Origin of the sequence: Pseudooceanicola aquaeponti, assembly GCF_050897975.1 — a bacterium.
Classification (GTDB): domain Bacteria; phylum Pseudomonadota; class Alphaproteobacteria; order Rhodobacterales; family Rhodobacteraceae; genus Pseudooceanicola.
Map to the genome: position 1 here is coordinate 216,246 of NZ_JBPAXY010000004.1, position 24,390 is coordinate 240,635.

Annotated in this window: 24 protein-coding genes; 10 read left to right on the plus strand and 14 right to left on the minus strand. The window is 67.1% G+C overall.

Annotated features, from left to right (window positions below; genetic code table 11):
• Positions 1-475 precede the first annotated feature (475 nt).
• Positions 476-787, minus strand: a complete 312-nt coding sequence (locus ACRARE_RS10855) for an ETC complex I subunit (RefSeq protein WP_432656453.1) — start codon at positions 785-787, stop codon at positions 476-478.
• Positions 788-944: 157 nt separating this feature from the next.
• On the opposite strand from ACRARE_RS10855, the gene uvrB reads away from it, so the two are divergent.
• From uvrB to ACRARE_RS10870, 3 genes are all read left to right on the plus strand, one after another.
• Positions 945-3,143 (plus strand): excinuclease ABC subunit UvrB, encoded by a 2,199-nt coding sequence (gene uvrB, locus ACRARE_RS10860; RefSeq protein WP_432656454.1) that lies wholly within the window; start codon positions 945-947, stop codon positions 3,141-3,143.
• A gap of 9 nt (positions 3,144-3,152) precedes the next feature.
• The gene (locus tag ACRARE_RS10865; RefSeq protein WP_432656455.1) at positions 3,153-3,638 is read left to right on the plus strand and encodes a YdcF family protein; all 486 of its coding nucleotides are present in this window, start codon (positions 3,153-3,155) and stop codon (positions 3,636-3,638) included.
• A gap of 62 nt (positions 3,639-3,700) precedes the next feature.
• On the plus strand, positions 3,701-3,889 hold the full coding sequence (locus tag ACRARE_RS10870) for a PLDc N-terminal domain-containing protein (protein ID WP_432656456.1): 189 nt from the start codon (positions 3,701-3,703) through the stop codon (positions 3,887-3,889).
• Here ACRARE_RS10870 and ACRARE_RS10875 read toward each other — a convergent pair.
• Positions 3,880-4,131, minus strand: coding sequence for a hypothetical protein (locus ACRARE_RS10875; RefSeq protein ID WP_432656457.1), 252 nt, complete (start codon positions 4,129-4,131; stop codon positions 3,880-3,882). The two genes, ACRARE_RS10870 and ACRARE_RS10875, sit on opposite strands and share 10 nt — an antisense overlap.
• 282 nt (positions 4,132-4,413) lie before the next feature.
• On the opposite strand from ACRARE_RS10875, the gene ACRARE_RS10880 reads away from it, so the two are divergent.
• Both ACRARE_RS10880 and rpsD read left to right on the plus strand, forming a co-directional pair.
• Complete coding sequence (locus ACRARE_RS10880; RefSeq protein WP_432656458.1) at positions 4,414-5,478, plus strand: Hint domain-containing protein; 1,065 nt, start codon at positions 4,414-4,416, stop codon at positions 5,476-5,478.
• A 205-nt stretch (positions 5,479-5,683) separates the two neighbouring features.
• Complete coding sequence (gene rpsD / locus ACRARE_RS10885; RefSeq protein ID WP_432656459.1) at positions 5,684-6,304, plus strand: 30S ribosomal protein S4; 621 nt, start codon at positions 5,684-5,686, stop codon at positions 6,302-6,304.
• Between the two features lie 462 nt (positions 6,305-6,766).
• On the opposite strand, the gene ACRARE_RS10890 is transcribed toward rpsD, so the two are convergent.
• Positions 6,767-8,191, minus strand: a complete 1,425-nt coding sequence (locus ACRARE_RS10890; RefSeq protein WP_432656460.1) for an FAD-binding oxidoreductase — start codon at positions 8,189-8,191, stop codon at positions 6,767-6,769.
• A gap of 48 nt (positions 8,192-8,239) precedes the next feature.
• Between ACRARE_RS10890 and ACRARE_RS10895 the strand changes: the two genes are divergently transcribed.
• The gene (locus ACRARE_RS10895) at positions 8,240-9,160 is read left to right on the plus strand and encodes a LysR family transcriptional regulator (RefSeq protein WP_432656461.1); all 921 of its coding nucleotides are present in this window, start codon (positions 8,240-8,242) and stop codon (positions 9,158-9,160) included.
• Positions 9,161-9,165: 5 nt separating this feature from the next.
• Here the strand turns inward: ACRARE_RS10895 and allE are convergent, their stop codons facing one another.
• The 10 genes from allE to ACRARE_RS10945 all read right to left on the minus strand — a co-directional run bounded on the left by allE (position 9,166) and on the right by ACRARE_RS10945 (position 19,147).
• On the minus strand, positions 9,166-9,903 hold the full coding sequence (gene allE, locus ACRARE_RS10900) for a (S)-ureidoglycine aminohydrolase (protein ID WP_432656462.1): 738 nt from the start codon (positions 9,901-9,903) through the stop codon (positions 9,166-9,168).
• Positions 9,900-11,024 carry a M20 family metallopeptidase gene (locus ACRARE_RS10905; RefSeq protein ID WP_432656463.1) on the minus strand — a complete coding sequence of 375 codons (1,125 nt, stop codon included), beginning with the start codon at positions 11,022-11,024 and terminating at the stop codon, positions 9,900-9,902. The genes allE and ACRARE_RS10905 overlap by 4 nt, the downstream gene beginning before the upstream one ends.
• Positions 11,025-11,027: 3 nt before the next feature.
• On the minus strand, positions 11,028-11,966 hold the full coding sequence (locus tag ACRARE_RS10910) for a polysaccharide deacetylase family protein (RefSeq protein ID WP_432656464.1): 939 nt from the start codon (positions 11,964-11,966) through the stop codon (positions 11,028-11,030).
• Positions 11,967-11,970: 4 nt separating this feature from the next.
• Positions 11,971-12,870: a polysaccharide deacetylase family protein gene (locus ACRARE_RS10915; protein ID WP_432656465.1), complete on the minus strand. Its 900-nt coding sequence runs from the start codon at positions 12,868-12,870 to the stop codon at positions 11,971-11,973.
• A complete protein-coding gene (locus ACRARE_RS10920; protein ID WP_432656466.1) occupies positions 12,867-13,601 on the minus strand; it encodes an aspartate/glutamate racemase family protein in 735 nt (244 codons plus the stop codon). Before ACRARE_RS10920 ends, ACRARE_RS10915 begins: the two co-directional genes overlap by 4 nt.
• A gap of 45 nt (positions 13,602-13,646) precedes the next feature.
• Positions 13,647-14,459, minus strand: coding sequence for an ABC transporter permease (locus tag ACRARE_RS10925; protein ID WP_432656467.1), 813 nt, complete (start codon positions 14,457-14,459; stop codon positions 13,647-13,649).
• Entirely contained in the window at positions 14,456-15,310 is an 855-nt protein-coding gene (locus ACRARE_RS10930; protein WP_432656468.1) for an ABC transporter permease, read from the minus strand. Before ACRARE_RS10930 ends, ACRARE_RS10925 begins: the two co-directional genes overlap by 4 nt.
• On the minus strand, positions 15,307-16,365 hold the full coding sequence (locus ACRARE_RS10935; RefSeq protein ID WP_432656469.1) for an ABC transporter ATP-binding protein: 1,059 nt from the start codon (positions 16,363-16,365) through the stop codon (positions 15,307-15,309). Before ACRARE_RS10935 ends, ACRARE_RS10930 begins: the two co-directional genes overlap by 4 nt.
• Before the next feature lie 3 nt (positions 16,366-16,368).
• Positions 16,369-17,400 (minus strand): ABC transporter substrate-binding protein, encoded by a 1,032-nt coding sequence (locus tag ACRARE_RS10940; RefSeq protein ID WP_432656470.1) that lies wholly within the window; start codon positions 17,398-17,400, stop codon positions 16,369-16,371.
• 121 nt (positions 17,401-17,521) lie between these two features.
• A complete protein-coding gene (locus ACRARE_RS10945; protein ID WP_432656471.1) occupies positions 17,522-19,147 on the minus strand; it encodes a thiamine pyrophosphate-binding protein in 1,626 nt (541 codons plus the stop codon).
• A gap of 602 nt (positions 19,148-19,749) precedes the next feature.
• On the opposite strand from ACRARE_RS10945, the gene hisC reads away from it, so the two are divergent.
• From hisC to ACRARE_RS10960, 3 genes are read left to right on the plus strand one after another with little or no spacing between them, the layout of a single operon-like run.
• Positions 19,750-20,841: a histidinol-phosphate transaminase gene (gene hisC, locus ACRARE_RS10950; protein ID WP_432656472.1), complete on the plus strand. Its 1,092-nt coding sequence runs from the start codon at positions 19,750-19,752 to the stop codon at positions 20,839-20,841.
• Entirely contained in the window at positions 20,838-21,752 is a 915-nt protein-coding gene (locus ACRARE_RS10955; protein ID WP_432656473.1) for a prephenate/arogenate dehydrogenase family protein, read from the plus strand. Before hisC ends, ACRARE_RS10955 begins: the two co-directional genes overlap by 4 nt.
• Positions 21,749-22,624 carry an extensin-like domain-containing protein gene (locus ACRARE_RS10960; RefSeq protein WP_432656474.1) on the plus strand — a complete coding sequence of 292 codons (876 nt, stop codon included), beginning with the start codon at positions 21,749-21,751 and terminating at the stop codon, positions 22,622-22,624. Before ACRARE_RS10955 ends, ACRARE_RS10960 begins: the two co-directional genes overlap by 4 nt.
• 121 nt (positions 22,625-22,745) lie before the next feature.
• Here the strand turns inward: ACRARE_RS10960 and ACRARE_RS10965 are convergent, their stop codons facing one another.
• A complete protein-coding gene (locus ACRARE_RS10965) occupies positions 22,746-23,738 on the minus strand; it encodes a DUF2125 domain-containing protein (protein ID WP_432656475.1) in 993 nt (330 codons plus the stop codon).
• A gap of 63 nt (positions 23,739-23,801) precedes the next feature.
• Between ACRARE_RS10965 and ACRARE_RS10970 the strand changes: the two genes are divergently transcribed.
• Positions 23,802-24,332 carry a gamma-glutamylcyclotransferase gene (locus tag ACRARE_RS10970; protein WP_432656476.1) on the plus strand — a complete coding sequence of 177 codons (531 nt, stop codon included), beginning with the start codon at positions 23,802-23,804 and terminating at the stop codon, positions 24,330-24,332.
• The last annotated feature ends 58 nt before the right edge of the window (positions 24,333-24,390 follow it).

Here is a 24,390-nt window from a genome sequence, read left to right on the forward strand (position 1 = left end):
TTTCGCAATAGCATTTCCCGCAATGGTTGCCGGAGAACCGCATGTGGTGCCCGCAATCCTTACACGTAAAAACCCTTAGCGCCATGAGCGGATGTTCCCCATTCCGTTCCTGCTGGCGCATACCGCGCCGAAAAAATTGATTGTCCCCCTATCGGCCTACAACTCCATGCCCGGGCAACGCAATATGTAAACGTAGCGGCGGCGGGATTCATTGTGGATTGGTCGCGATTTGCAAGTGACTTGCCAGTTCAGACATCGAACTGGGCGGAAAAACCCTTATTCCGCAAGGGTTTGCAATTGGTCTATTAAATGGGCGGATTTAAAATGCAATTCACCCATTTCCATACGGCTGTGCCGAGAAATGGACGCGCGGCTGGCGCGCAGATGTGCATTTGGGGGGAAGGTACAACACCTTTAAACAGGTGTCAAATGTTTGCGCGGCCCCGGGGGCCGCGCAACAGCTGTGCGGGAAAGTTCAGTGAGTCCAGACGCTGCGGCGGTTGGTGGCGAAGTTCTCGCCATAGCCGAAGGGACGCACGTTAGGCTTGCGCTCGTGCGGTTCGGTGACCACGGCGTCGATCCCATGTTCGGCGGCATAGTCCAGTGCCGCTTCCTTGCTGTCGAAGCGCAGCTTGACCTGGGTCTGAGTGTCCGAGGACGAGGTCCAACCCATCAGCGGGTCGATGTCGCGCGGCGTCTCGGGGAAATACTCCAGCACCCAGAGGTGGGTCTTGGCGGTCCCGGATTGCATGGCGGTCTTGGCGGGGCGGTAGATTCTTGCGCGCATGGCAAACCTCCTGAAATGACGCTTCCTTATCGGGAATTTCTTGCCAAAGAGCAAGCGGCGGCACGTCCGGGCGCCCTTTGTCAGGGTCCGGGCGGCGGCCGGGGTTGAACCTGCGCGAAAAGAGGACAAATCTGGAACAAACCCGATCGGAGAGCCCATGGCCTACGCCCATAACGACAGCCTGCCGGCGCAGATGCACGCCCCCGCGCCCGATGTGAAGACGCGCGAAAAGCTGGAGGGCGGCAAGCGCCTGGTGATGCAGACCAGCTTTGCCCCTGCGGGGGACCAGCCGACGGCGATCGCCGAACTGGCCCAGGGGGTCATCGACGGTGACCGCGATCAGGTCCTGCTGGGCGCCACCGGCACGGGCAAGACCTTCACCATGGCGAAGGTCATCGAACAGACGCAGCGCCCGGCCATCATCCTGGCGCCCAACAAGACCCTGGCGGCGCAGCTTTACGGCGAATTCAAGGGCTTCTTCCCCGACAATGCGGTCGAGTATTTCGTCAGCTACTACGACTACTACCAGCCCGAGGCCTATGTGGCGCGGTCGGACACCTATATCGAGAAGGAAAGCCAGATCAACGAGCAGATCGACCGGATGCGCCACTCGGCCACCCGGGCGCTGCTGGAACGTGACGACGTGATCATCGTCGCCTCGGTCAGCTGCATCTACGGCATCGGTAGCGTCGAAACCTACGGCGCCATGACCCAGGATCTGAAGGTGGGCGGCGAATACGACCAGCGCGCGGTGATCGCCGATCTGGTCGCCCAGCAGTACAAGCGCAACGATCAGGCCTTTCAGCGCGGCAGCTTCCGGGTGCGCGGCGACAGCCTTGAGATCTGGCCCGCCCACCTTGAGGATCGCGCCTGGAAACTGTCCTTCTTCGGCGAGGATCTGGAAAGCATCACCGAGTTTGACCCGCTGACCGGCGAGAAGACCGACAGTTTCCAGCAGGTCCGCGTCTACGCCAACAGCCACTACGTGACGCCGAAACCGACGATGAACCAGGCCGTGATCGGCATCAAGAAAGAGCTGCGCCAGCGGCTGGACCAGCTGGTGGGCGAGGGCAAGCTGCTGGAGGCGCAGCGCCTGGAACAGCGCACGAATTTCGACCTGGAAATGCTGGAGGCCACCGGAGTCTGCAACGGGATCGAGAACTATTCCCGCTATCTGACCGGTCGCGCCCCGGGCGAGCCGCCGCCGACCCTGTTCGAGTTCATTCCCGACAATGCCATCGTCTTTGCCGATGAAAGCCATGTCAGCATTCCGCAGATCGGCGGCATGTACCGGGGCGACTACCGGCGCAAGTTCACCCTGGCCGAACACGGTTTCCGCCTGCCGTCCTGCATGGACAACCGCCCCCTCAAGTTCGAGGAATGGGACGCGATGCGCCCGCAGTCGGTCTATGTCAGCGCCACCCCCGGCAGCTGGGAAATGGAGCAGACCGGCGGCGTCTTCACCGAACAGGTGATCCGCCCCACGGGCCTGCTGGATCCCCAGGTCGAGATCCGCCCGGTCGAGATGCAGGTGGATGACCTGCTGGACGAGGTGCGCAAGGTGACGGCGGACGGTTACCGCACGCTGGTCACCACCCTGACCAAGCGCATGGCCGAGGATCTGACCGAGTACATGCATGAGCAGGGGATCAAGGTCCGCTACATGCATTCCGACATCGATACGATCGAACGCATTGAAATCCTTCGGGATCTGCGCCTTGGCGCCTTCGATGTGCTGATCGGGATCAACCTGCTGCGCGAGGGGCTGGATATTCCCGAATGCGGGCTGGTGGCGATTCTGGACGCCGACAAGGAAGGGTTCCTGCGCTCGGAAACCTCGCTGATCCAGACCATCGGCCGGGCGGCGCGGAACGCCGACGGGCGGGTGATCATGTATGCCGACCGGATCACCGGATCCATGGAACGCGCCCTGGCCGAGACCGAGCGGCGGCGCGAAAAACAGATCGCCTATAACGAGGAACACGGCATCACGCCCGAGACGGTGAAGAAGAATGTCGACGACATTCTGGCCGGGCTCTACCAGGGTGACACCGACCAGAGCCGCGTCACGGCGAAGATCGACAAACCCCTCATGGGGGCCAATCTTCAGGCCCATCTGGACGGGCTGCGCGACGAGATGCGCAAGGCCGCCGAGAACCTGGAATTCGAAGAGGCCGCCCGGTTGCGCGACGAGATCAAGCGGCTGGAGGCTGTGGACCTGGCCGTGGGCGACGACCCGATGGCGCGGCAATCGGCCATCGAGGCGGCGGGCGAGGCGGCGACCAAATCCCGCGGCCGCTCTACCGCCGGTCGCCCGGGCCAGCGCGGCGGCAATGTGAAGCGGCGCAAGCGCTAGGCGCGGGCGATGACCCCCACTGCCCTGATCCTCGGTGCCGCCGTGCGCCCCGATGGCAGCGCCTCGCCGATGTTGCGGCGGCGAGTGCTGCGCGGCGCGGCGCTGTACCACCGGGGCGAGGTGGGGCGCGTCGTGCTTTGCGGCGGGGTGGGGCGCCATGGCCCCTCCGAGGCGGCGGTGATGGCCCGGATCCTGCGGGCCGAAGGGCTGCCCGACGCGGCGCTGGTGCTGGAAGAGCGCTCGACCGACACGATCAGCAACATCGGCAATGCCCTGGCGCTGTGCCCGGACCTGCGCGAGGTGGTGATCGTCACCGACAGCTTCCACGCCCGCCGCGCCCGGGTGATCGCCCGGCATCTGGGCCTGCGCGCCCGGGCCGCCTGCCCGGCAGAAGGCCCCCGGGGGGTGAAGCTGAAGGCGGCGCAACTGCGCGAGGCGGCGGCGCTGCTGAAGGTGGGCATCTGGATGGTCAGCGGCCACCGTCTGGGGCGCTGAGGGAACCTTTGCCGGGGGGATGCGCGTTGAGAGGGCAGACACGCCACCAACGGAGCTGACCAATGGAATATGGACTTCTGGGACTGATCGTCCTGATCGCCGACATCTACGCCATCTACCAGGTGCTGACCTCTTCCGCCTCGGGCGGGGCCAAGATCCTGTGGACCCTGCTGATTCTGATCCTGCCGGTTCTGGGCTTCATCATCTGGCTGCTGGCCGGGCCGCGCGGGGGCCGTTCGGTTCATATCTGATTCAGTCCGACCCGGACCGGATCCTGCGCCTGACGGGGCCGCTGCGCGACAGGCGCGGCGGCCCTTTTGCCGTGCCGCGCCGGGTCTGCCGCGACCGCCAGGTCTTTGGCGTGAATGGCAAGTAACCCATTGAACGCGAAATTGAAAAGCGCATTGGCTTTCTGGCGCAATCGGGTCACAGCCGCGGCGCGATCGGGCCGGGGGCCGCTTTCCTCTGGCCCGGATTTCGGGGTAGACGTCATCGTATGGACCCGGGTCCGGCAGGCCGCGGACCCGAGGGGGCGATCACGCTTTGGTTGTGCGCGCCCGGGGCCAGGCGTCGCCCGCCACTTTGCGGTCAGTCCGGCCACAGGCGCGGCGGGCACAGGCGCAAAACGACCCCTTATCCGGCACCGCGCGGGATCAGGGCAAAAAGATGGCCCGAAAAAGGGTCGATTTGGGGAAATTCCCCAAAAATGTCCGAATTCATAGGCACCCGTATAGAGTGTGTCGTGGGTTCTGGGATGTGAGGGTAAGTAGAGCGGATGCGGACGGGCTATCTGGGGACCTATGTCTTCTCGTGGTCGCAGACCGAGATCGACGGGCTGGCGCAGGCGCCGCAAAGCGCCCTGTCGGTCGGGTCTGGCTGGGTCTGGCGCGGCGATGCGGTGCGGGTCGACGGGCCCACCGAACTGCTCAGCCTTGGCCGCCCCGAGGACGAGGGCAACATGCGCCAAAGCGCGGCCCGGATGGTGCGCCGGCTGGTCGGCGCCGCGGTGACCGACAGCCGCCGCCCGGATCAGGTCGAGGTCGAGGATCCCCTGCTGGAGGCGGGCTTCGTGCTGACCGATGGCCACCGCACCTATGCGGCGACGGTGATCGAGGTCGGCCCCCATGCGCCGCCGCTGCTGATGTTCCTAGATGCGCTGCCCGAGGCGGGGCGCGAACACTGGGTGGTTCATGAGGCGCTGCGCCGGACCCCGGCGGCGCAGGGCGCCGAAGGGGCGGGCGGCGTGATCTGCTTTACCCATGGCACGACGATCTCCACGCCCACCGGGCCGCGCCTGGTCGAGGATCTGCGCGAAGGCGACCGGGTGCTGACCAAGGACAACGGCCCGCAGCCCATCCAGTGGATCGGCGCCCGCCGCATGAGCGGCGCGCGTCTTTATACCATGCCGCATCTGCGCCCGATCCGCATTCGCCAGGGCGCCTTCGGCATCCGCCGCCCCGAGGAAAGCCTGCTGGTCTCGCCCGAGCACCGGATGCTGGTCAAGGGCGCCGTGGCGCGGGACCTGTTCAACACCGACGAGGTGCTGGTCACCGCCCGCGACCTGGTCAACGGCCGCTCGATCCTGCGCGATGTCACGGTGCGCGAGGTGACCTATGTGCATCTGCTGCTGGACGATCACCAGATCCTCTTTGCCAACGGGATCGAGACCGACAGTTTCCACCCCGCCAATGCCGCCCTCTCGGCCCTGACCCCGGGTGACCGGGCGCGGCTGCTGGCCGGGCGGCCGGAACTGGAATACGATCCGCATCACTACGGCGCCTATGCCCGGCGCAACCTGTCGCGCCCCGAGGCGGCGATCTTGATGCGCGACGCGGCCTAGGCGGCGCCCCGGCGGCCCCGGGCGCGGAGGGCGCAGAAACTGCCCCGCGCCGATTGACTCTCTCTGCCCAGCCCGTATAAGCGCGGCTTCATTGGTGTTGGTGGGCCCCGCAAGGGGATTCCTGTCAACCCGGGTTGCCTGTCTCGCAAGAGAGAGGTCCGGGGAGAGGACAACGCCCTTCGAAACATTAAGAAGGAGATCAGCCGTGACCAAACGCACGTCTGCCAAGTACAAGATCGACCGCCGCATGGGCGAAAACATCTGGGGCCGTCCGAAGTCCCCGGTGAACCGCCGCGAATACGGCCCCGGCCAGCACGGCCAGCGCCGCAAGGGCAAGATGTCCGACTTCGGTCTGCAGCTGCGCGCCAAGCAGAAGCTGAAAGGCTACTACGGCGACCTGACCGAGAAGCAGTTCCGCCGCATCTACGGCGAAGCCGAACGCCGCAAGGGCGACACCGGTGAGCTGCTGATCGGCCTGCTGGAACGCCGCCTGGACGCCGTGGTCTACCGCGCCAAGTTCGTGGCCACCGTCTTTGCCGCCCGTCAGTTCGTCAACCACGGCCACGTCCTGGTGAACGGCAAGCGCGTCAACATCCCCTCCTACCGCGTGAAAGAGGGTGACGTGATCGAGGTCCGCGAGAAGTCCAAGCAGATGGTGGCCCTTCTGGAAGCCACCCAGCTGACCGAGCGCGACGTGCCCGACTACATCGAGGCCGACCACTCGAAGATGACCGCGACCTTCGTCCGCACCCCGGGCCTGTCTGACGTGCCCTACCCGGTGCAGATGGAACCGAACCTCGTCATCGAATACTACGCCCAGAACTAAGTTCTGCCGCGAGAGTTTCCGGAAAGGGCCGTGCATCCGCGCGGCCCTTTCTGCATTTCGGGCCGCCCTGACGTCCCGAGGCCTGAGGGCCTCGATCCGGCGGTCGGTCTTCTGGCCATCCCTGGGGCTGCGCCCGTCCGAAGCCTGGTCCTACTGTCCAGCTGATGCCGCCGATGTCGGGCAAGCCCCACGCGAAGCAGAGACGACATTTGAAGCGCCATCACGGGACCGATGCTGGCCGTGTCGGGATCCAGCCCGAGGCCCGCAGGCGCTTCTCTCCTTGCGGCGCGCAAGGGGCTGCGTGGGGCGACAGGCCCTCCGTTGATCACCTGCTTTCGAGCCTGGCCGCCGGAGTTCGGGATCGCCAACGCCCGGGGCGCGTCGCGTGGGCCAGCGACCTTGCGAAAGGGATCATCCGGGGCGAGCCGAGCGCGCCCCGGACGTTCTGCGCGGCCTCTGCCGTCACAGGTCCGTTTGCGGAAACACTGCGGACGGGTTGAGGATGCCGGCCGGGTCCATCTGCGTCTTGAGACCGCGCATCAGGGCAAGCTCTTCCGGTGTGCGGCTGTGCCCCAGCCAGCGCGCCTTGATGCGGCCGACGCCATGCTCTGCCGTGACCGCCCCCTGCCAGTCCCGCAGCACCCCATAGATCGCGGTCTCGATCCGGTCCTCGGCTGCGGCGCTGCCGTCATGGGCCACAAGCAGATGGACGTTGCCGTCCCCCACATGCCCGACCTTCAGCACGCCGGTCGCCTCGGGCAGCTCGGCCAGCACCGCATCGGCGGCGTCGCAAAAGCGCCCCAGGGCCGAGGGCGACAGGCCGATGTCGAAGTTGATGTGATGTCCGAAGTCGTCATCGACCTCTCCGACCGCTTCGCGCACGGACCAAAGCGCCTGCGCCTCGGCAAGGGATTTCGCCAGCACACCGTCCTCGACCAGGTCCTGCTCGAAGAGCTGGGCGAAGAAGGCTTCAAGCTCGTCTTCGGGCTGTGCCTCGCCCGCTTCGACCTCGACCAGCAGGTAGAACCCGTGCCGCCCCGTGATCGGCGCTGTCGCGAGAGAGGTCTCGTGGCAGACGAAATCCCAGTAGTCGGGCCACATCCCCTCGAAGGCCCGGATCCGCGCGCCGAACCGGTCACGGGCGGCAGAGAGGCAGGCCAGCGCGGCGGCGTGGTTCGGCAGAGCAAAGAGCGCCAGGGCGCTGTGCGGCACATGCCGGCGCAGTTGCAGCACGGCCCTGGTGACCACGCCAAGCGTGCCCTCGGAACCGATGAAAAGCTGCTTGAGGTCAAAGCCGGAGTTGTCCTTGACCGTCTTTCCAAGCCGGGACACGACAGATCCATCCGCCAGAACCGCCTCCAGGCCCAGGACATTGGGCCGGGTCATGCCATGCTGCAAGACGCGGATCCCGCCCGCGTTGGTGGCGATGGTGCCGCCGATGGTCGCCGTGCCCCGGGCCCCGATGTCGACCGGGTAGTCGAGACCGGCGGCGCGCGCCGCCTCCTGCACCGCCTCCAGCGGTGTCCCGGCCCAGGCCGTCAGGGTCATCGCCTCGCTGTCGATTTCTAGGATGCCCGACAGGCGCTCGGTCGACAGCACCACAGTGCCTTGCGGGCAGCAGGCGCCGCCCGACAGCCCGGTGCGCCCGCCCTGCGGCACGACGCCGATCCGGTGGCGGTTGCATATCGCCAGCACATGCGACACCTCCTCGGTGTCTGCCGGTCGCAGCACGGCCAGGGGCATGGCGCCCGCAAGACCGGACTGGTCCGAAGCATAGCGCGCGCGATCGCTCTCTTGCGTGAAGAGGCCTTTCCCCCCAAGCACTTCGGCCAGCTCTTTCAGCGCGTCGATGTTGGCACTGTCGTGTTGAATGCCGGTTCGGTCCATCTATGATGCGCTCCTTGACGCTAGACTGTTCGATCGCGGGAGCCCCCAATGCCACCCAGCAAGATCCTCGGGCGACTGCCCGGATTGAGGCATTTCATCGAAGTCGCCCAGCTTGGGTCCTTCCGGGCTGCGGCGGACAAGTTGCACGTGGCCCCCTCGGCGGTCAGCAAGCAGATCAAGAACCTGGAACTGGCGCTGGACGTCGAATTGTTCCGCCGGGACCGGGGGCGCGCCGGGCTCGAGCTGACCGAGGCGGGCGAGATCCTGTTGTTTCGCTGCGCCTCGGTGGTCAACGAACTGACCATCGCCCAGGATGAGATCGACCAGTTGCAGGGCCTTCAGCGCGGTCACCTGCGGCTGGGCGTCAACGAGGTGCTCGCCTCGGATCTTCTGCCGGGCATCCTGCGCGACATGAGCTACAACCACCCCGGACTGAAGTTCACAATCATCGTCGAGAACACCCGCGAGATCCTGACCCGGATGCAGGATGGCGATATCGACATCGCGCTTGGCTACAACTTCCCGCCCTCGGCAGAGATCGAGACGCTGGCGACCCTGAAGCGCCGCACCTACGTCGTCACCGCGCTGGATCATCCGATGGCACGCCTGCGGGACGTGCGTATCGAGGACATCGACGGCGAGAGGATGATCTTCCCCGACAATTCGATCCCGATGCGCCAGCTTCTGGAAGATGCGCTGGTGCAAAGCGGTGTCACCGTCCGCGAGATCATGAGCACCAACAGCTTCACCCTGCTGCGGCAGATGGTCGAAAGCGGCATGGGCATCGGTATCGTCTTTGGGCGCTTCCTTCAGATCCGCCGCGAGAAGATCGCCTTCGTCGAGCTGGAGAACCTGCCGTTCGAAAGCCCGCCGGTGGCCTGCTGCCGCATGGCCGGGCGCACGCCGACCGCCTCTTCGGTGGCTTTCGCCGCAGCCATCAAGACGATTTTCGCGAACTACGGGGGATAGTCGGATCATCGCTCGGCCAGCGGCGACCGGTTGTAGTTCTTGTAGATGAGGTAGCGCGAGGGGGTCCGCCCCAGGGCGCCGAACCACTGCGGCACATGGGGGCCCATCCAGATGGCGTCGCCCTTGCCCACCGGATACCACTGGTCATCCAGCCGGTAGATCCCGCCACCGTCCAGCATCAGCAGGCCGTGCTCCATGAAATGGGTTTCCACATAGGCGAGCGAGGCGCCGGGGTGGAAGTTCATGATGTTGACCTCGCCGTCGAACGCGGCGTCGGTGGGCAGCATCTTCTGCACCATCAGCCAGTCGTCGCCGCGCAGGGGGGTGCTCTTGATGTCGCTTACCTTGCCGAAGACCGGCGCGGGGATCGCGCCGCGCGCCACGAAACGCCATTCCATCAGCAGCAGGGACAGGCCTGCCGGGGCGCTCAGCCTGGCGTCGGTTTCCGGCGGCAGGAAGGCGTAGCCCTCGGCGCCAAGGGTCTGACCGGTCGAGAGGCTGGCCTCGCCCTCCAGCACGAAGACGAAACGGGCGATGCCGGGGGCGGCGGGAGCGATGTCGTTCAGCCCCTCTGCGCTGCGCACCAGGCCCATGGCGAATTTCGCGCCCATGTCGGGGCTGATGAGAAAGGCGATCTCGGCGCCCGGCCAGTCGGGCTGGGTGATCCACTCGTGGCTTTCCGGGGTCAACAGCGCATGGTTGCGGCGGATGTCGGAACGGGTCTGTCCGAAGCTGGGTTTCATTCTTTGTCTCCGGTGGGGCGGGTGCCCGCATAGGTCAGGATCAGTTCGCGCAGCAGCGCCATGCGGCGCGACAGCGGCGAGACGAGGATGTGTTCCTGCGGTGAATGCCAATTGTTGCCGATGGCACCAAGCCCGTCGAGGGTCGGCACCCCCGCGGCGCAGGTAAAGTTGCCGTCGCTGCCACCGCCGGAGCGGGTCTCGATCATCTCCGCCCCGAGCGCGGCGTTGATCTCGCCCGCGCGGGCGAACATGGCAAGGGTTTCCGGCGTGCGGGCAAGGCTTGGTTTCTCGATCGCGCCCGAGAGGGTGATGGTCACCTCGGGGTCCTGGGAGCGCAGCGCCTTCAGCGCATCTTCGACCGCGACACCCAGGGCATCATCGGCAAAACGCACGTCGATGTCGCAGGCGGCGTGGCCCGCGACGACATTGGGTTCGGTGCCCCCACGCAGGCGCCCAACGTTGACGGTGGTTTCCGTGGCAAGGTCGGTCATCTGCTCCAGCTGGCCGATGGTGCGCGCCATCTGGAGGATGGCCGAGTGCCCGTCGGCAAAGGCCGAGCCCGCGTGGCTCTCGACGCCGTGGAAGTCGAGCGTGTACTTGGCGCGGCCCTTGCGGAAGGTGATCGCCTCGTCGCCGCGCGCGGGCTCTGGGATCAGCGCTGCGCCCATCTTGCGGGCCTCGGCCTGGATCAGCTGGTGAGAGGTCGGAGAGCCGATCTCTTCATCCGAGTTGTAGATCAGCGTCACCGGGCCGGGCAGGGGCGTGCCGCTGTCGACGATCTCGCGCATGGCGCAAAGCGCGAGGTAGCCGCCGCCCTTCATGTCGGCGATGCCGGGGCCATACTGACGGTCACCATCGCGGCGGATCGCGACCGCGCCGGGGGCGCAGACCGTGTCGATATGCGAGGTGACCAGAACGCCCGGCCCGTCTCCGCCCTTGAACCGGGCGACAAGGTGGTCGCCCATGCCGTCACGGCCCGGGATGCGCGTCACGGCACAGCCCAGCGGGTCCAGTTGCGACTGGATCAGGTCGACCAGCCGGGCGATGCCCGCGACGTCCCCGGTGGGGGTGTCGATCTCGACCCAGGCCATCAGGCCCTTCAGGATGTCTTCGCTTTCCATGGCTCAGCTCAGGCTGTCTTCGTAGTCCTGCCAGATGCTCGGGGCGAGCTTCAGCGAGGTTTCCACGGGCTGCACGGTCTGCCAATGCGCGGCGATCTCGGCGCCGCTGGCGGCCCAGACGCCGGGATGGCCCATGGCCTCGCGCAGCAGGGTGGCGAGGTTGTCGAAGCGGTGGCCCCAGCCCGACCGTGCGGGCGAAACGCACAGGTTGAAGTACCGCCCGCGCCGGTACTGCGCCCGGAATTCGGCCCGCCAGTTGTTCAGCAGCGCCTGCGGACGCTCCAGCCCGGTGCCCTCGCGTGGGAACATCAGGAAGAAGGTGTCGTCGAAATGGTAGTAGTAGGGCAGGGTCAGCAGCGCCTCGCCCTTTGCCGCGTCCGACACCCAGTAATAGGGCGCGTCATCCGCCAGCCCGTTGCCGAAATAGCTGTAGCCGCGCGCCTTGAGCAGGGCGATGGTGGCGTCCGTGGCGCAGCCGGTGGCGGCGCGGTCGTCGGGATGCGACAGGGCGAACCAGCCCTGCGGCGCGGCGCCGGTGACGCGGGCAAGGGCCTCGGCCGCGCGGTCCATGTGCTCGGCCTCGACGCCAGGGGCGAGCAGGGCCGGGTCCTCACCATATAGCCCCTGGGCGGCGATCTCGTGGCCCTGCCCAAGGATGCGCGCGATCACGTCGGGGTAGCCCTCGGCGATCACGGCGGGGGTGGCGAAGGTGGCCCGGATGCCCAGCTCGGCAAAGAGCGACAGGAAACGGTCCAGCCCTTCGTTCAGCCCGTAATGCCAGGTCGGATAGGCCAGGTCCTTGGCGGTGATGCCCTTGCCCGCGCCGGCGGGGTTGAGGTTGACCGTCAGGCCAAGCGCCATCTGCTGGCCCGTCGGCCAGAGGATCTCGGCATCGCTAAGGCCGATCTCGTCGGAGGTGGTGTAGAACTCTTTCCAGGGCATGGGATTACTGCGCCTCCGGCATCGGGTGGTTGGTCAGGATGTGCTGGGCCAGCGCGTCGCAGGTGGGGAACCAGACGCCGGGCAGGGTTTTCATCCGCTGGATCAGCCGCTGGATCATGTCGACCCGCATGGCGTGCCCCGAGACGAAGGGGTGAAGCAGGAAGTTCACGTAGCCGCCCTGCTTGTACTGCTGGAGGAAGGCCGCCCACCAGATCTCGAACACCTCGTCCACATCCATCACGCGCTGCGCGTCGTTGGGCGTGTCGAGCCAGCCGAAGCTGAAGTACATCGCGTCGTCCAGCGCGTAGTGGAAGGGCAGTTGCAGGATCGGGTTCTGGCCCTGGGGATCCAGCTCGTAGAACGGCATGTCATGGGCCGAGGTGAAGGAGTTGTAGACCACGCCCTTGGATCTCAGCAGGCCGGGGGTGTGGCTTGACCGGGTGCCGGTGATCGGCTTGCCCTGCACGGCGCTTAGCGCGGCAAGGGTGCGGGTCAGATGCGCCTCCTCGATCACGGGGTCGGGGTAGACCTCGTGTTCCCACATGTGGTCGGCAAGCTCGTGGCCGTTCTTCACGACCGCCTTCAGCACCTCGGGGTACAGCTCGCAGATGCGCCCGGGGGTGAAAAGCGTGACCTTCACCTCCTCTTCGTCGAACATCTCCATGATGCGCCAGATGCCGACCCGGCCGCCGAATTCGCCCTTGGCCTTCTGGCCCCAGGGTTCGTTCAGCAGGCGGCGCAGCAGCATGGCGTCGAAATCGAGGGTGAAGTTCACCGCGACCTTCACCCCCTCGGGATATTTGAAATCCGCGATCGGGATGCGGCGGCGGCGCTGGAAACGGGCCGTTTCGACGAGGGCCAGGAAATCGTCCCGGGCCATGGCGGGGGTAGCAGAGGAGGTCATTGCGCGCTCCGGATGGTCTGTTGCAGGGGGCCGCGCGGCAGGCCCGCGCGGTAGAGAACGGCCGCCTCGGCGGCCTTGAGCCCGGCGATCACCGGGTTGACGACCGGCACGCCGACCGCCTGCGCAAGCCGTTCGGGCAGGCCCGGGATGAAGGACAGCGCGAAGCAGCCCAGCACCAGCACATCGGCGCCCTGCGCCACGCAGGCACGGGCCCGCTCCACGATGGCGGGCAGATGGGTGTCCGGGTCGCGGTTAAGATCGGCGACCGAGCCGCCCACGGTGATCTCTGACACAAAGCTGCCCTCGATGCCGATGCCGCGAATGCGGCGGCGCAGGCCCCTGGGCGTGGGATCGGAGGACAGCACCGAGAACCGCTCGCCCAGTTGCACGGCGGCAAGCAGTCCCGCCTCGCCGGGGCCGAGGACGGGGATCCCTGCGACCTCGGTCAGGGCATCGACGGCCGGGTCGCTGAAGCAGCCGATCAGCACCGCGTCGTACCGGTCGGCCCAGCCCGCCGCCGCCTCGCGCAGGGCGGGGAAGACCATGGCCGCATCCGCCGCGCTTTCGATGGCGCGGGGGCCGGTCTCGGGCGAGGCGATCGCGACCTCCGCCGAGGGGGCCCAGGCACGAAGCATCCGCAGGCGCTTGGCCACCACGGCCTCACCGGCGGTCAGGTGCAGCGGACTGGCCAGTTGATAGAGAATGCGGGGGCGCGCCGACGGGTCGGTCATGGTCGTGTGGTCTTTCAGGAAGGAGAGGCCCCTGACCCCGAAGGGTCAGAAGGCGCGTTGCAGGCCGACGAGCTTCTGCACCAGGGCCACACCGGCAATCGACAGCAGGATCGACAGGGTCGCGGCGGCGGCAGCGGTGGGTTTGAACTCGTAGGTCAGGAAGTCGAACAGCGCGAGCGGCAGGGTGTTGCCCCCGAGCGGCTTGAGCAGCAGCGAGATGGTGTAGAGATCGAAACTGTTGATGAAGGCAAAGATCCCCCCCATTGCCAGCCCCGGCATCACCAGCGGCAGGATCACGAGACGGAAGGTCTGCCACCCCGTGGCGCCCAGGCTTTGCGACGCCTCTTCCAGCGAGTTCGGCACCTGCCGCATCGCCGCGGCGATGGACACGTAGGCATAGGGGAAGGACATCAGGATGTGCCCCATCTGAAGGCCCAGCACGGTCTTGGCCATCTCGATCTTGTAGAGGAAAAACAGCAGCCCCACGGCGGTCAGCAGCTCTGGCACCAGCAGCGGCAGGGTCATGCCCAGCTGGAACCAGCCCGACAGTTTCCCCGAGATCACCTGACCGGCCATCGCCGCCATCATCGCCACGCTCATGGTGACGATGGCGGTCACGGCGCCGATGCGCAGCGACATCAGCAGGCCGTCCACCAGGTCCTGGCGGTTGAAGAATTCGGCATACCAGCGGAAGGAAAAGCCCTGTGGCGGGAACTCGATCATCAGCCCGTTTGTGAAAGAGGCGCCGATGATCATCACCAGCGGCGCCATCAGGAAGACGTAGAGCAGCACGATGAGGACGCCGAAGGCGATGTTGATCGGCTTCTGGTGGCCAAAGGTGTTGGTCATCTCGCTCATGCCTTGGACCTTTCCATGAGACGCGAGGTCAGCGCGGTAAACAGCGCGACAACGAGGATGGTGGAGACCGACAGCACGATCGCAAGCGCCGAACCGAAGGGCCACTGGAACGTGCCGGTCAGCTCTCCGATGATGAGCGTCGGCATGTAGCTGACCATCTGCCCGCCGAGCAGGGCCGGGGTGACATAGGCCGCGACGGCGAGGACATAGACAAGGATCATGCCGGGGTAGATGCCGGGAAAGCTCAGCGGCAGGATGATGTCGCGGAACACCTCGCGGCGGGTCGCGCCCATCGAGGAGGAGGCCTCGATCAGCGTCGGAGAGATGTTGCGCAGCGCGTTGTTGATCGGCAGCACCATGAAGGGCACGAAGACATGCACCAGCGCCAGGATCACCAGCCCCTGGGTGAACAGCAGCCGCAGCGGCATCTCGATGAGGCCGAGGCCAAGCAGTGTCTGGTTCAGGGGGCCGTTCAGCGCGGCGGCGATCATCCAGCCGAAGTTGCGTACCAGCACGCCGGTCATCAGTGGCGAGGCGATGCAGGCATAGAGGAACACCGCCTTCATCCCCCGGGCCTTCGACATGTGCCAGGCGATGGGATAGCTGACGATCAGGCAAAGCACCGTCACCAGTCCCGCCGTCAGCAGCGACCGCAACAGGACGGACCAGTAGTGGCCGTCGCTCAGGATGCGGTCGTAATGCTGCGTCGTGTAATCGTCGCCGAAGGGCGCAGAGGTCCCCGGCGTGCGAAAGCTCATCTCGACCATGTTGGTGATCGGCAGGATCATGAACACGAAGATGAGCGCGATCGCCGGAATGGCGAGCAGGAGCTTCGGGTTCTTCAGGCTCATGGCGCGACCTCGGGCATCAGCCAGGCGTGGCTGTGGTCGATGGCGATGCCGACCATTTCGCCCGGCACGACCTTGTGGTTCGGTTCGGCCGCCAGCTTGAGCATGGAGCCGTCGGCCAGGGTGATCTCGCAATGCAGCGCGGCGCCGAGGAAGGCCGATTTCGTCACCTTGCCCTTGAAGGTGCCTGCCTCGGGCGTGGTCAGCGACAGCGCCTCGGGGCGCAGCAGCAGCTCGGCCGGGCCGGTGATGCCGGGCACGCCGGACAGCGCCAGCGAGGCACCGGCGGCGGTGATGGCATAGCGCCCTTCGCCCTGGGGTGTGACCGACTGGCAGGGAATGAAATTCGCCTCGCCGGTAAAGTCGGCGACGTAGCGTTCGGTCGGCTGCTGGTAGATCTCGCGCGGGGTGGCGAACTGCGCCACCCGGCCCGCCTTCATCACCGCGACCATGTCGGACATGGCCATCGCCTCGGACTGGTCGTGCGTGACGTAGAAGGCGGTGATGCCGGACTGCTGTTGCAGGTCGCGGATCAGCCAGCGCACCTCGTCGCGCAGCCGCGCATCAAGGTTCGCCAGCGGCTCGTCGAGCAGCAGCAACTTGGGCTTCAGCACCAGCGCGCGCGCCAGTGCCACGCGCTGCTGCTGGCCGCCCGAAATGGCGCGCGGCAGCCGGTCGCCCAGGCCGTCGAGACGCACCAGCTTCATCGCGTCATGGACGCGGGTCGCGATCTCGGACTTGGGCAGTTTCTGGATCTTGAGACCGTAGCCGATGTTCTCGGCTACGGTCATGTGCGGGAAAAGAGCGTAGTTCTGGAAGACCACGCCGAAACCGCGACGGTTGGCAGGGGTCCCGAGGATGGACTCCCCGTCGACCGTGATTTCCCCGCCGTTCGCCTCGAGGAAGCCCGCAAGGCACCGCAGCGTGGTGCTCTTGCCGCAGCCCGAGGGCCCGAGGAGGGTCACCAGCTGGCCACTTTCGGCCTTCAGCGACACCCCGTCGAGTGCGAGGAAATCCTGATACCGCTTGCGCAGATCCCTGACTTCAACCGTCGCCATAACTCAGATCGTCCGTTCCCAGAGGTCGTTCAAGCCCGGCATGATGGCGAGCGTTTCATCCCAGTCAAAGCGGATCGCCTGGCTGACCACCTCGGGTTGCAGCGGCCACTTCTGAAGCTCTTCAGGCAGTTCGACGGTCTTGTTGGTCGGCGCGATGAGCCAGTTCTCGGCCATCCACAGCTGGATTTCCGGCGACAGCACGAAGTTGATGTAGTCGAAGCCGGTCTGCTTGTCCGGGCTGTTCTCGAAGACCGAGAACGAGTGGTCGAACACCAGCATACCTTCTTCGGGCACCACGTAGTCGATTGGAATGCCGGCTTCCTGCATCGCCTTGACCTCGCCGAGGTCGATCGGCGCCACGGCCACCTGGCCCTGCGACAGCAGCGGCGTCAGCTGGGCGGAATAGCCGATCTGCGGGAAGGGGCCCAGTTCCTTGAACTTGGCAACGGCGGTCTCGATGTCGTCGCGGCCCGAGCCGAAGTGCTCGCCGGCCCACATCGCCATCATCGTCGCGGCAGAGTTGGTGATCTTGTAGAGACCCAGCTGGCCCTTGAACCGCTCGTCCCAGAGATCGGCCCAGCCCTTGGGCGGCTCGGACACGAGGTCGGTGCGGTAGGCGATGACCAGCGGCGCCAGCATCCCGGTGACGGCGGTGTTGCCCTTCAGGATGGCGGGCTCGATCACGTCGGCCATGTTGGGCACGTTCTCGGGGGTCAGTTCCGCGAAATAGCCGTCATTGCGGATCATCGCGGTGTATTTCTCGTTCAGCATGACGGCCGGGAACGGCGGGTTCTCGGGGCCGGCAGCCTGGAAGTTGGAAATCCATGCCATGCCGAGGCCGATGTCGAGGTCGAAATCACGGCCGATCTGTGCGGCGAATTTCGGCATGACGTGCTGGCGCCAGTCGTTTTCCCAGCGGCCACCGAACATGTTCACGATGAACGTGTCGGATTGGGCGAAGGCCGGGGCGCCGATCGCGGCGAGGGCCGCGGCACCGGCCGAGGTCTTGAGGAAGTTGCGTCGGGTGAGGGTCATCTGAGGCTCTCTCCTGTTGAGGTGCTTCTTGGTCATTCGGCGCGCCCGGGCCTCGAGGGAGCATGTGCCCGGGGCGCGCCATGTATCCCCGTCGCGGCTGCGGCGGGATCTTGGGGCCGCCTTACATCTCGATCTTGTCGGGATCGAGTCGCAGGTCGACGAGGACGGGGCCGGTCCGCTCCGCGATGGCGGTGCAGGCGGCATCAAGGCTGGCGTCATCGGTGACGCGGACCGTGGCAAAGCCGAGCGTGGCGCAGGTGGCGGCAAAGTCGATCCGCGCGATCATCGACAGCTCGGGGTTCATGTTGCGGTTGGTGAACTGCACATGCTCGGCGCCATAGCTGCCATCGTTGCAGAGGATCACGATCATGTCGGCCTTTTCGCGCACGGCGGTGACCAGTTCGCTCAGGCCGGACAGGGTGAAGCCGCCGTCGCCCGCGACCAGCACGGTCGGGCGGTCGCTGATCGAGGTGGCGGTGCCGATGGCCTCGCCGAGGCCGCAGCCGATGGCGCCGAAATGCGAGGTGTAGACCAGATCCTGCGGCCGGGTGACCGGCAGGTTGCGCCAGGCGGTGGTGACGAAGCGGCCAAGGTCGGCGACCAGCACCCGCTCGCGCGGCAGCGCCTGGTTCAGGCGGCGCAGGGCCGGGATCATGTCGACGGTGCCGGGGGCCGTCCCTGCCGCGGCGGGCAGCTGCGCGAAGGCCTCGGCCTCGGCCTGCAACCGCTGGGCAAGGTCGTCGTCGGTGACGCCCGAGCCGGGGATTTCGGCCATGTCCAGAAGCTCGGTGAAGGCGCGCGCGGTGCCTGCGATGTCGCCGATCAGGCGCAGCGTCGGCGTGTCGAGGCGGGGGTTTTCCTCGGCGTCGGGAAGGATCTGCACCACGCGTTTGCCCTTGGTATAGGCCCGCTCCTCGGTGGTGTGCTTGCTCAGGCTTGCGCCGAAGGCAAGGATGCAATCCGACTGCATGATCACCTCGGTGGCCGTCGGATGGCTGAGGCCGCCGCAGATGCCCAGGTCGAAGCGTTCGCCATGGAACAGGCCCTGGGCCTTCAGCGTGGTGGCGACCGGGGCCTCGATGCGCGCTGCCAGTTCCAGCAGGGCGGCGCGGGCTTCGGGGGTTGCGGCCCCCCGACCGGCAAGGATCAGCGGACGCCGGGCCGAGGCCAGCATTCCCGCCGCCTCTTCCATGGCGTCGCCAGAGGCCGGCGCCATGGTGCAGGCGGGCAGGGCGATGGCCGCATCTGGCGCGGCCATGTCGTTCCACATCAGGTCGACACGCATGTTGAAGACCACGGGGCAGCGCCGGTGCGCGGCAATTCGGAACGCGCGGGTCAGATCCTCGACCGCCGTCGCGGGGCTGCGCATCTCGACGAAGGCGGCGCCTGTGCTGGCCACGACCTCGCGCTGGTCGATCTTTTGCAGGTGTTGCAGATCCCCGGGGGCCGTGTCGCCACACAGGACCACCAGCGGGATACCTCCGCGCGCCGCCTCTGCAAGCGCCGTGATCACGTTGGTCAAGGCCGGGCCATGGGTGATCGTCGCCACGCCGGTGCGCCCGGTCGCCTGCGCCGCGCCGATCGCGGCGAGGACCGCGTTTGCCTCGTGCGTGCAGGCGATATAGCGACCGTGCCCGGCCTCGACGTAGGCATCCACCATGAAGAGGTTGGCATCTCCGACAAGACCATAGAGGTGCGTGACGTCGAGCTCAGCGAGGGCCCGAGCCAGCCCCTGATGCAGTTTCATGGTATTCGCCGTGTCTTTCATGGGGTGCCGTTGGCCTTATCCGTGTCTGGCCATCACCCTAGGCGGGGTCGTGGCGTGACAAAAGATCATTTTAAATACCGAAAAAGTTCCAGAAAGTGACTTTATGCGGGGCACTGACAGGCCGCCGGGGGCGCAGGGGAATATCTGTCCCGAGCGTTGAGATCCGCACGCTGGATCGGCGCAAGCGGTGCGCCCGGGCGCCGGATCCGTCAGGACAGATCCGTTCGGCTGTCCCTGCTCATGACCGTCACGCGGCAGAGCAAGGCCCGTTGCAGGGCCGGGCCTGAGCGCCCGATCACCGGTTAGGCGCACGACTCCCCGGTGGCAGAGACCCGGCTGAAGCCGTTTGGCCCGATAAGGCCGATGACGAAACGCCGTTCGACCGTCGAGCCCCCCCCCGCGGCCCCCTGAAGGCCTTGATGGGCAGGCGTGCCGCGCGCGGCACCGCTATCCGACCCGCCAGGCGCGTCCCGGCGCGGAGTTTCTGCCACGGCCGCCGCCCGCGTCGGGTTTCATTCAAACTTCATCTTTCCTTGCTTTGGCCCGCCAGCTAGAAGCGGCAGTGGTGCAGAGGTGAGACTATGATGCAGAAGATCAAGCCGCAGCCCGGGATCATGGAGATCGCCCTTTATGTCGGCGGTGCCTCCAAGGTCGAGGGCGTGAGCGACGTGGTGAAATTGTCGTCGAACGAGAACCCCTACGGGGCGGGCGATCCGGCGAAGGAGGCCTTCCTGCGCGCCGTGCACGACCTGCATCGCTACCCTTCCACCGATCACGCCGAGCTGCGCCAGGCGATTGCCGCCCATCACGGGCTGGACCCGGCGCGGGTGATCTGCGGCGTGGGCTCTGACGAGGTGCTGCAATGGGTCTGCCAGGCCTATGCGGGCCCCGGCGACGAGGTGCTGTTCACCGAACATGGCTTCGGCATGTACCGCATCTGTGCCCATGCGGCGGGCGCGACCCCGGTCGAGGTGGCCGAGACCGACCGCGTCACCGATGTCGACAAGCTGATCGCGGGGATGACGCCGCGCACCAAGATCGTCTTCATCGCCAACCCGAACAATCCCACCGGCACGATGATCGGCACCAACGAGGTGGCGCGTCTGGCCGATGCCCTGCCCGAAGGGGCGCTCTTGGTTCTGGACGGGGCCTATGCGGAATATGTGCAGGGCTATGACGGCGGCGCCGCCCTGGTCGAGGCGCGCAGCAACGTCCTGATGACGCGCACCTTCTCCAAGATCTACGGGCTGGGCGGGCTGCGTATCGGCTGGGGCTACGGCCCGCAGGACATCGTCGATGTGCTGAACCGCATCCGCCAGCCCTTCAACCTGTCCAACGCCCAGCTGGCCGCGGCGACGGCGGCAATGAACGACCAGGCCCATGTCACCAGGTCGCGGACCGAGAACGCCCGGCTGCGCGACTGGCTGGCAGGCGCCCTGGCCGATCATGGCGTGCCCTCGGACCCGAGCCATGGCAACTTCATCCTGGCGCGTTTCGCCAGCCCGGAAGAGGCCGCGGCCTGTGACGCCTTCCTCAAGGGGCGCGGCCTGATCGTGCGCCAGGTGGCGGGCTACAAGCTGCCGCACTGCCTGCGCATCACCGTGGGCGACGAATCCGCCTGCCGCCGCGTCGCCCATGCCATCGGCCAGTTCAAGGCCGGAGAGAGCGCATGATCTACGGCACGGTCACCCTGGTGGGGCTGGGGCTGATCGCCTCGTCGATCATCCACGCCGCCAAACGGGGTGGCCTGGCGGGCGAGATCCGCGGCTATGACCTGTCGGACGAGGCCCGCGCCACGGCGCGCGAGATCGGCCTGGGCGACGTGATCTGCGACAGCCTGGCCGAGGCGGTGACCGGTGCCGATCTGGTGATCCTGGCGGTGCCCGTGGGCGCCATGGGTCGCGTCGCGGAACAGATCGCCCCCTTCCTCAAGCCCGGGGCCGTGCTGTCCGACACCGGCTCGGTCAAGGGCGAGGTGGTGCGCGCGGTCGGCCCGCATCTGCCCGAGGGCGTGCATTTTATCCCCGCCCACCCCCTGGCGGGCACCGAGCATTCCGGCCCCCGCGCGGGCTTTGCCGAGCTGTTCGACAACCGCTGGTGCCTGCTGGTGCCCGCGGGCGAGACCGACCCCGACGCCCTGGCGGGCCTGCGCGCCTTCTGGGAAGGCATGGGCGCCCATGTCGAGGAGATGGACCCCGAGCACCATGACCTGGTGCTGGCGGTGACCAGCCATACCCCGCACCTCATCGCCTATACGATGGTCGGCGTGGCCGATGACCTGCGCCGGGTGACCGACAGCGAGGTCATCAAGTATTCCGCCGCCGGGTTCCGCGACTTCACCCGGATCGCCGCCTCGGACCCGACCATGTGGCGCGACGTCTTCCTGTCGAACAAGGAGGCGACCCTGTCGATCCTCCAGCGCTTCACCGAGGAACTCTTCCGCCTGCAACGGGCCATCCGCCGCGATGACGGCGATCTGCTGTTCGACTACTTCACCCGCACCCGCGCGATCCGCCGCGGCATCATCGAGGCCGGTCAGGATACGGATGCGCCGGACTTCGGCCGGGGGACCACCCGGAAATGACCCTGCCCCGCCCCGCCCGGATCGCCATCGCCTGCCTTGCTGGCACGCTGCTGGCGGTCTCGGCGGGCGCGCAGACCCTGGCGCCGGGGGCCTCGCTGCGGCCGGTGGCGCGTGGCCAGATGGTGAAGGGCGTGATCCTGCCCGCCGAGGTCTTCGTGCAACGCGACATCGCCCATGAGGTGGCCCTCCAGGCGCTGGCGGCGGCCCGCGATCCCAACCGGGCCGAGACCCTGGGCGTCACCCGTCGCCTGCCCGACCGGCCAACGGCGCCGCTGCGCGCCCTGCGCCCGCACCTGCGTCCGGCGACGGTGGTGCAGCAGGGCCGCCGGGTGGCGGCGATGCGCCAGCAGGGGGCGGTCTGCGGCGATCCGGCCCTGCAAGGGGTGGCGATCGGGGCCGTGGCCTCGGACACGGCGGGCTGCGGCGTGGGGCAGGCGATCCGCCTGCAATCGGTCTCCGGCGTGGCCCTGTCGACCCATGCGGTGATGGATTGCACCACGGCGCAGGCGCTGAAAACCTGGGTCGACGGCGGCTTGCGCCCGGCGGTGAAACGCTATGGCGGCGGCGTGCGCGAGCTGCGCGTGGTGGCCCATTACGCCTGCCGCCCGCGCAACAACCGCAAGGGGGCGCGGATCTCGGAACATGGCAAGGGCCGCGCCATCGACATTGCCGCGATCCGGCTGCAAGACGGCAAGGACCTGGTGGTGCTGGACGACTGGTCGAACGGGCGCGAGGGGCGGATCCTGCACCAGGCCCATGCCTCGGCCTGCGGCCCCTTCGGCACCGTGCTGGGCCCCGAGGCCAACGCCCTGCACCGCGACCACTTCCATTTCGACACTGCCCGCTATCGCAACGGATCCTATTGCCGCTGAGCGCCCCCGCTGGCTCAAAAGGCGCCCGCCCGATCCTCCGGGCACGGCCCCCATGGCTTCTCATTGCCAAAAATATCCCCGCCGGAGGCTTCGCCGGCGCAGAGCGGCGGCGAAACGACCCCTAGCGCAGGTGCAGCACCGGGGCGGGGCCCAGGGGGATCAGCCCGGCCCAGATCGTGCCGTCGTGCAGGGTCAGGCCCAGGTCCAGCGAGTTGGGGTTGCCGCTGAACCCCGCCATCAGCGACAGGCCCTGCTCCAGGCTGCCCGCCACCTCGGCAGGCAGCGCGCCCGCGGCCACCGCCATCTGCAACATCTGCCGCCACTGGCGCGCCTGCACATGGGCCTCGCCCGACAGGCGTCCCTGCGCGTCCACCTCCAGATCGGCGGTCACCTGCAACAGCAGGTCGCCCCAGGCGGCCCGGGCCAGGTGCAGGGCGACCCGCTCGGGCTGGGGCCGCGCCTCTTCTAGGGCGCGCAGATCCCAGGGGCGGGTGAAGGTCACATCGGCATCCAGCCGCAGCTCGGTCACCGCCTCGGGCAGGCCCTCGACCGCCAGCCGCGCCGCCAGGGGGGCGGGCAGCGACAGGCCCTCGGCCGCCAGGCCCAGGCGATAGCGGCTGTCGTCCTCGGCGTCCTGCGCCATGGCGAGGTTGAGGCTGTCCATCGCCGCCTCGGTCCCGCCCGACAGCACCAGCGCGCGGCCCGTCATCTGCGCCCGTTGCAGCTCCAGCAGCGGGCCGGGGGTGACCCGCAGCGAGGCGCGCAGGTCCTCACTGGCCAGGGAAAACCGCTCTTCCGGCGTGCGGAAATCGAACCGCTCGGGCCAGACGGCGATCAGGTGGCCGGGTTTCCACGACAGGGCATAAAGGCCGAAACGCGGCATCTCGACCGCCAGCCCGGTGCCCGGATCGGCCAGGGCCAGGTTCTGCCACAGGGCATCGAACCGGTTCGGATAGCCGCGCAGGGAAAACTCGGCGTAATCCGCCTGCCAGCCCTCGGCGCGCCGTGCCTCCATCCAGTTTTCCAGGCCGCGCTTGGCCCCCATGGCCCCCAGGGCCCAATAGCCCGACCACAGAAGGGCGGCGGCGACAACGACGATCAGCAGGCGCTTCATCCGGCCCCCCTTCAACTCTGGCAACAGCTCGTGTTTATAAGTGGGGTCGAGAAAGGAAAAGTCATGTCGATGTGGGTCTTTGGCTATGGGTCGCTTCTGTGGAAGCCGGGGTTCGACCCGGTGGAGCGGGTGGTGGCCTATCTGCCCGACTACCGGCGCAGCTTCTGCATGACCTCGATCCACCATCGCGGGTCAGAGGCCGACCCGGGCCTGGTGCTGGCGCTGGACCCCGAAGAGGGGGCGGGCTGCACCGGACTGGCCCTGCGCGTGGCCGAGGACGAGGAAGACCGGGTGCTGGCCTATCTGCGCGAGCGCGAGCTGGTCTCTTCGGCCTATGTCGAGAAACGCCTGGGCGTCGAGCTGGTAGATGGCCGCGCGGTCGAGGCGCTGGTCTATGTGATGGACCCCGCCCATGACCAGTATTGCGGTGGCCTGCCGTTGGAGATTCAGGCCCAGATCATCGCCCATGCCCATGGCGGAATGGGGCCCAATGCCGAATATCTCTACAACACCGCCGCCCACCTGGAAGAGCTGGGGCTGGGCGATGACGAATTGACCTGGCTGGCCGCAAGGGTCCGCAATTTGCACGGATAAGTCCTTTTCCCGCAAGGCGATTGCACCTATGGTCGGGGCAACGAAAACCACACTCGGG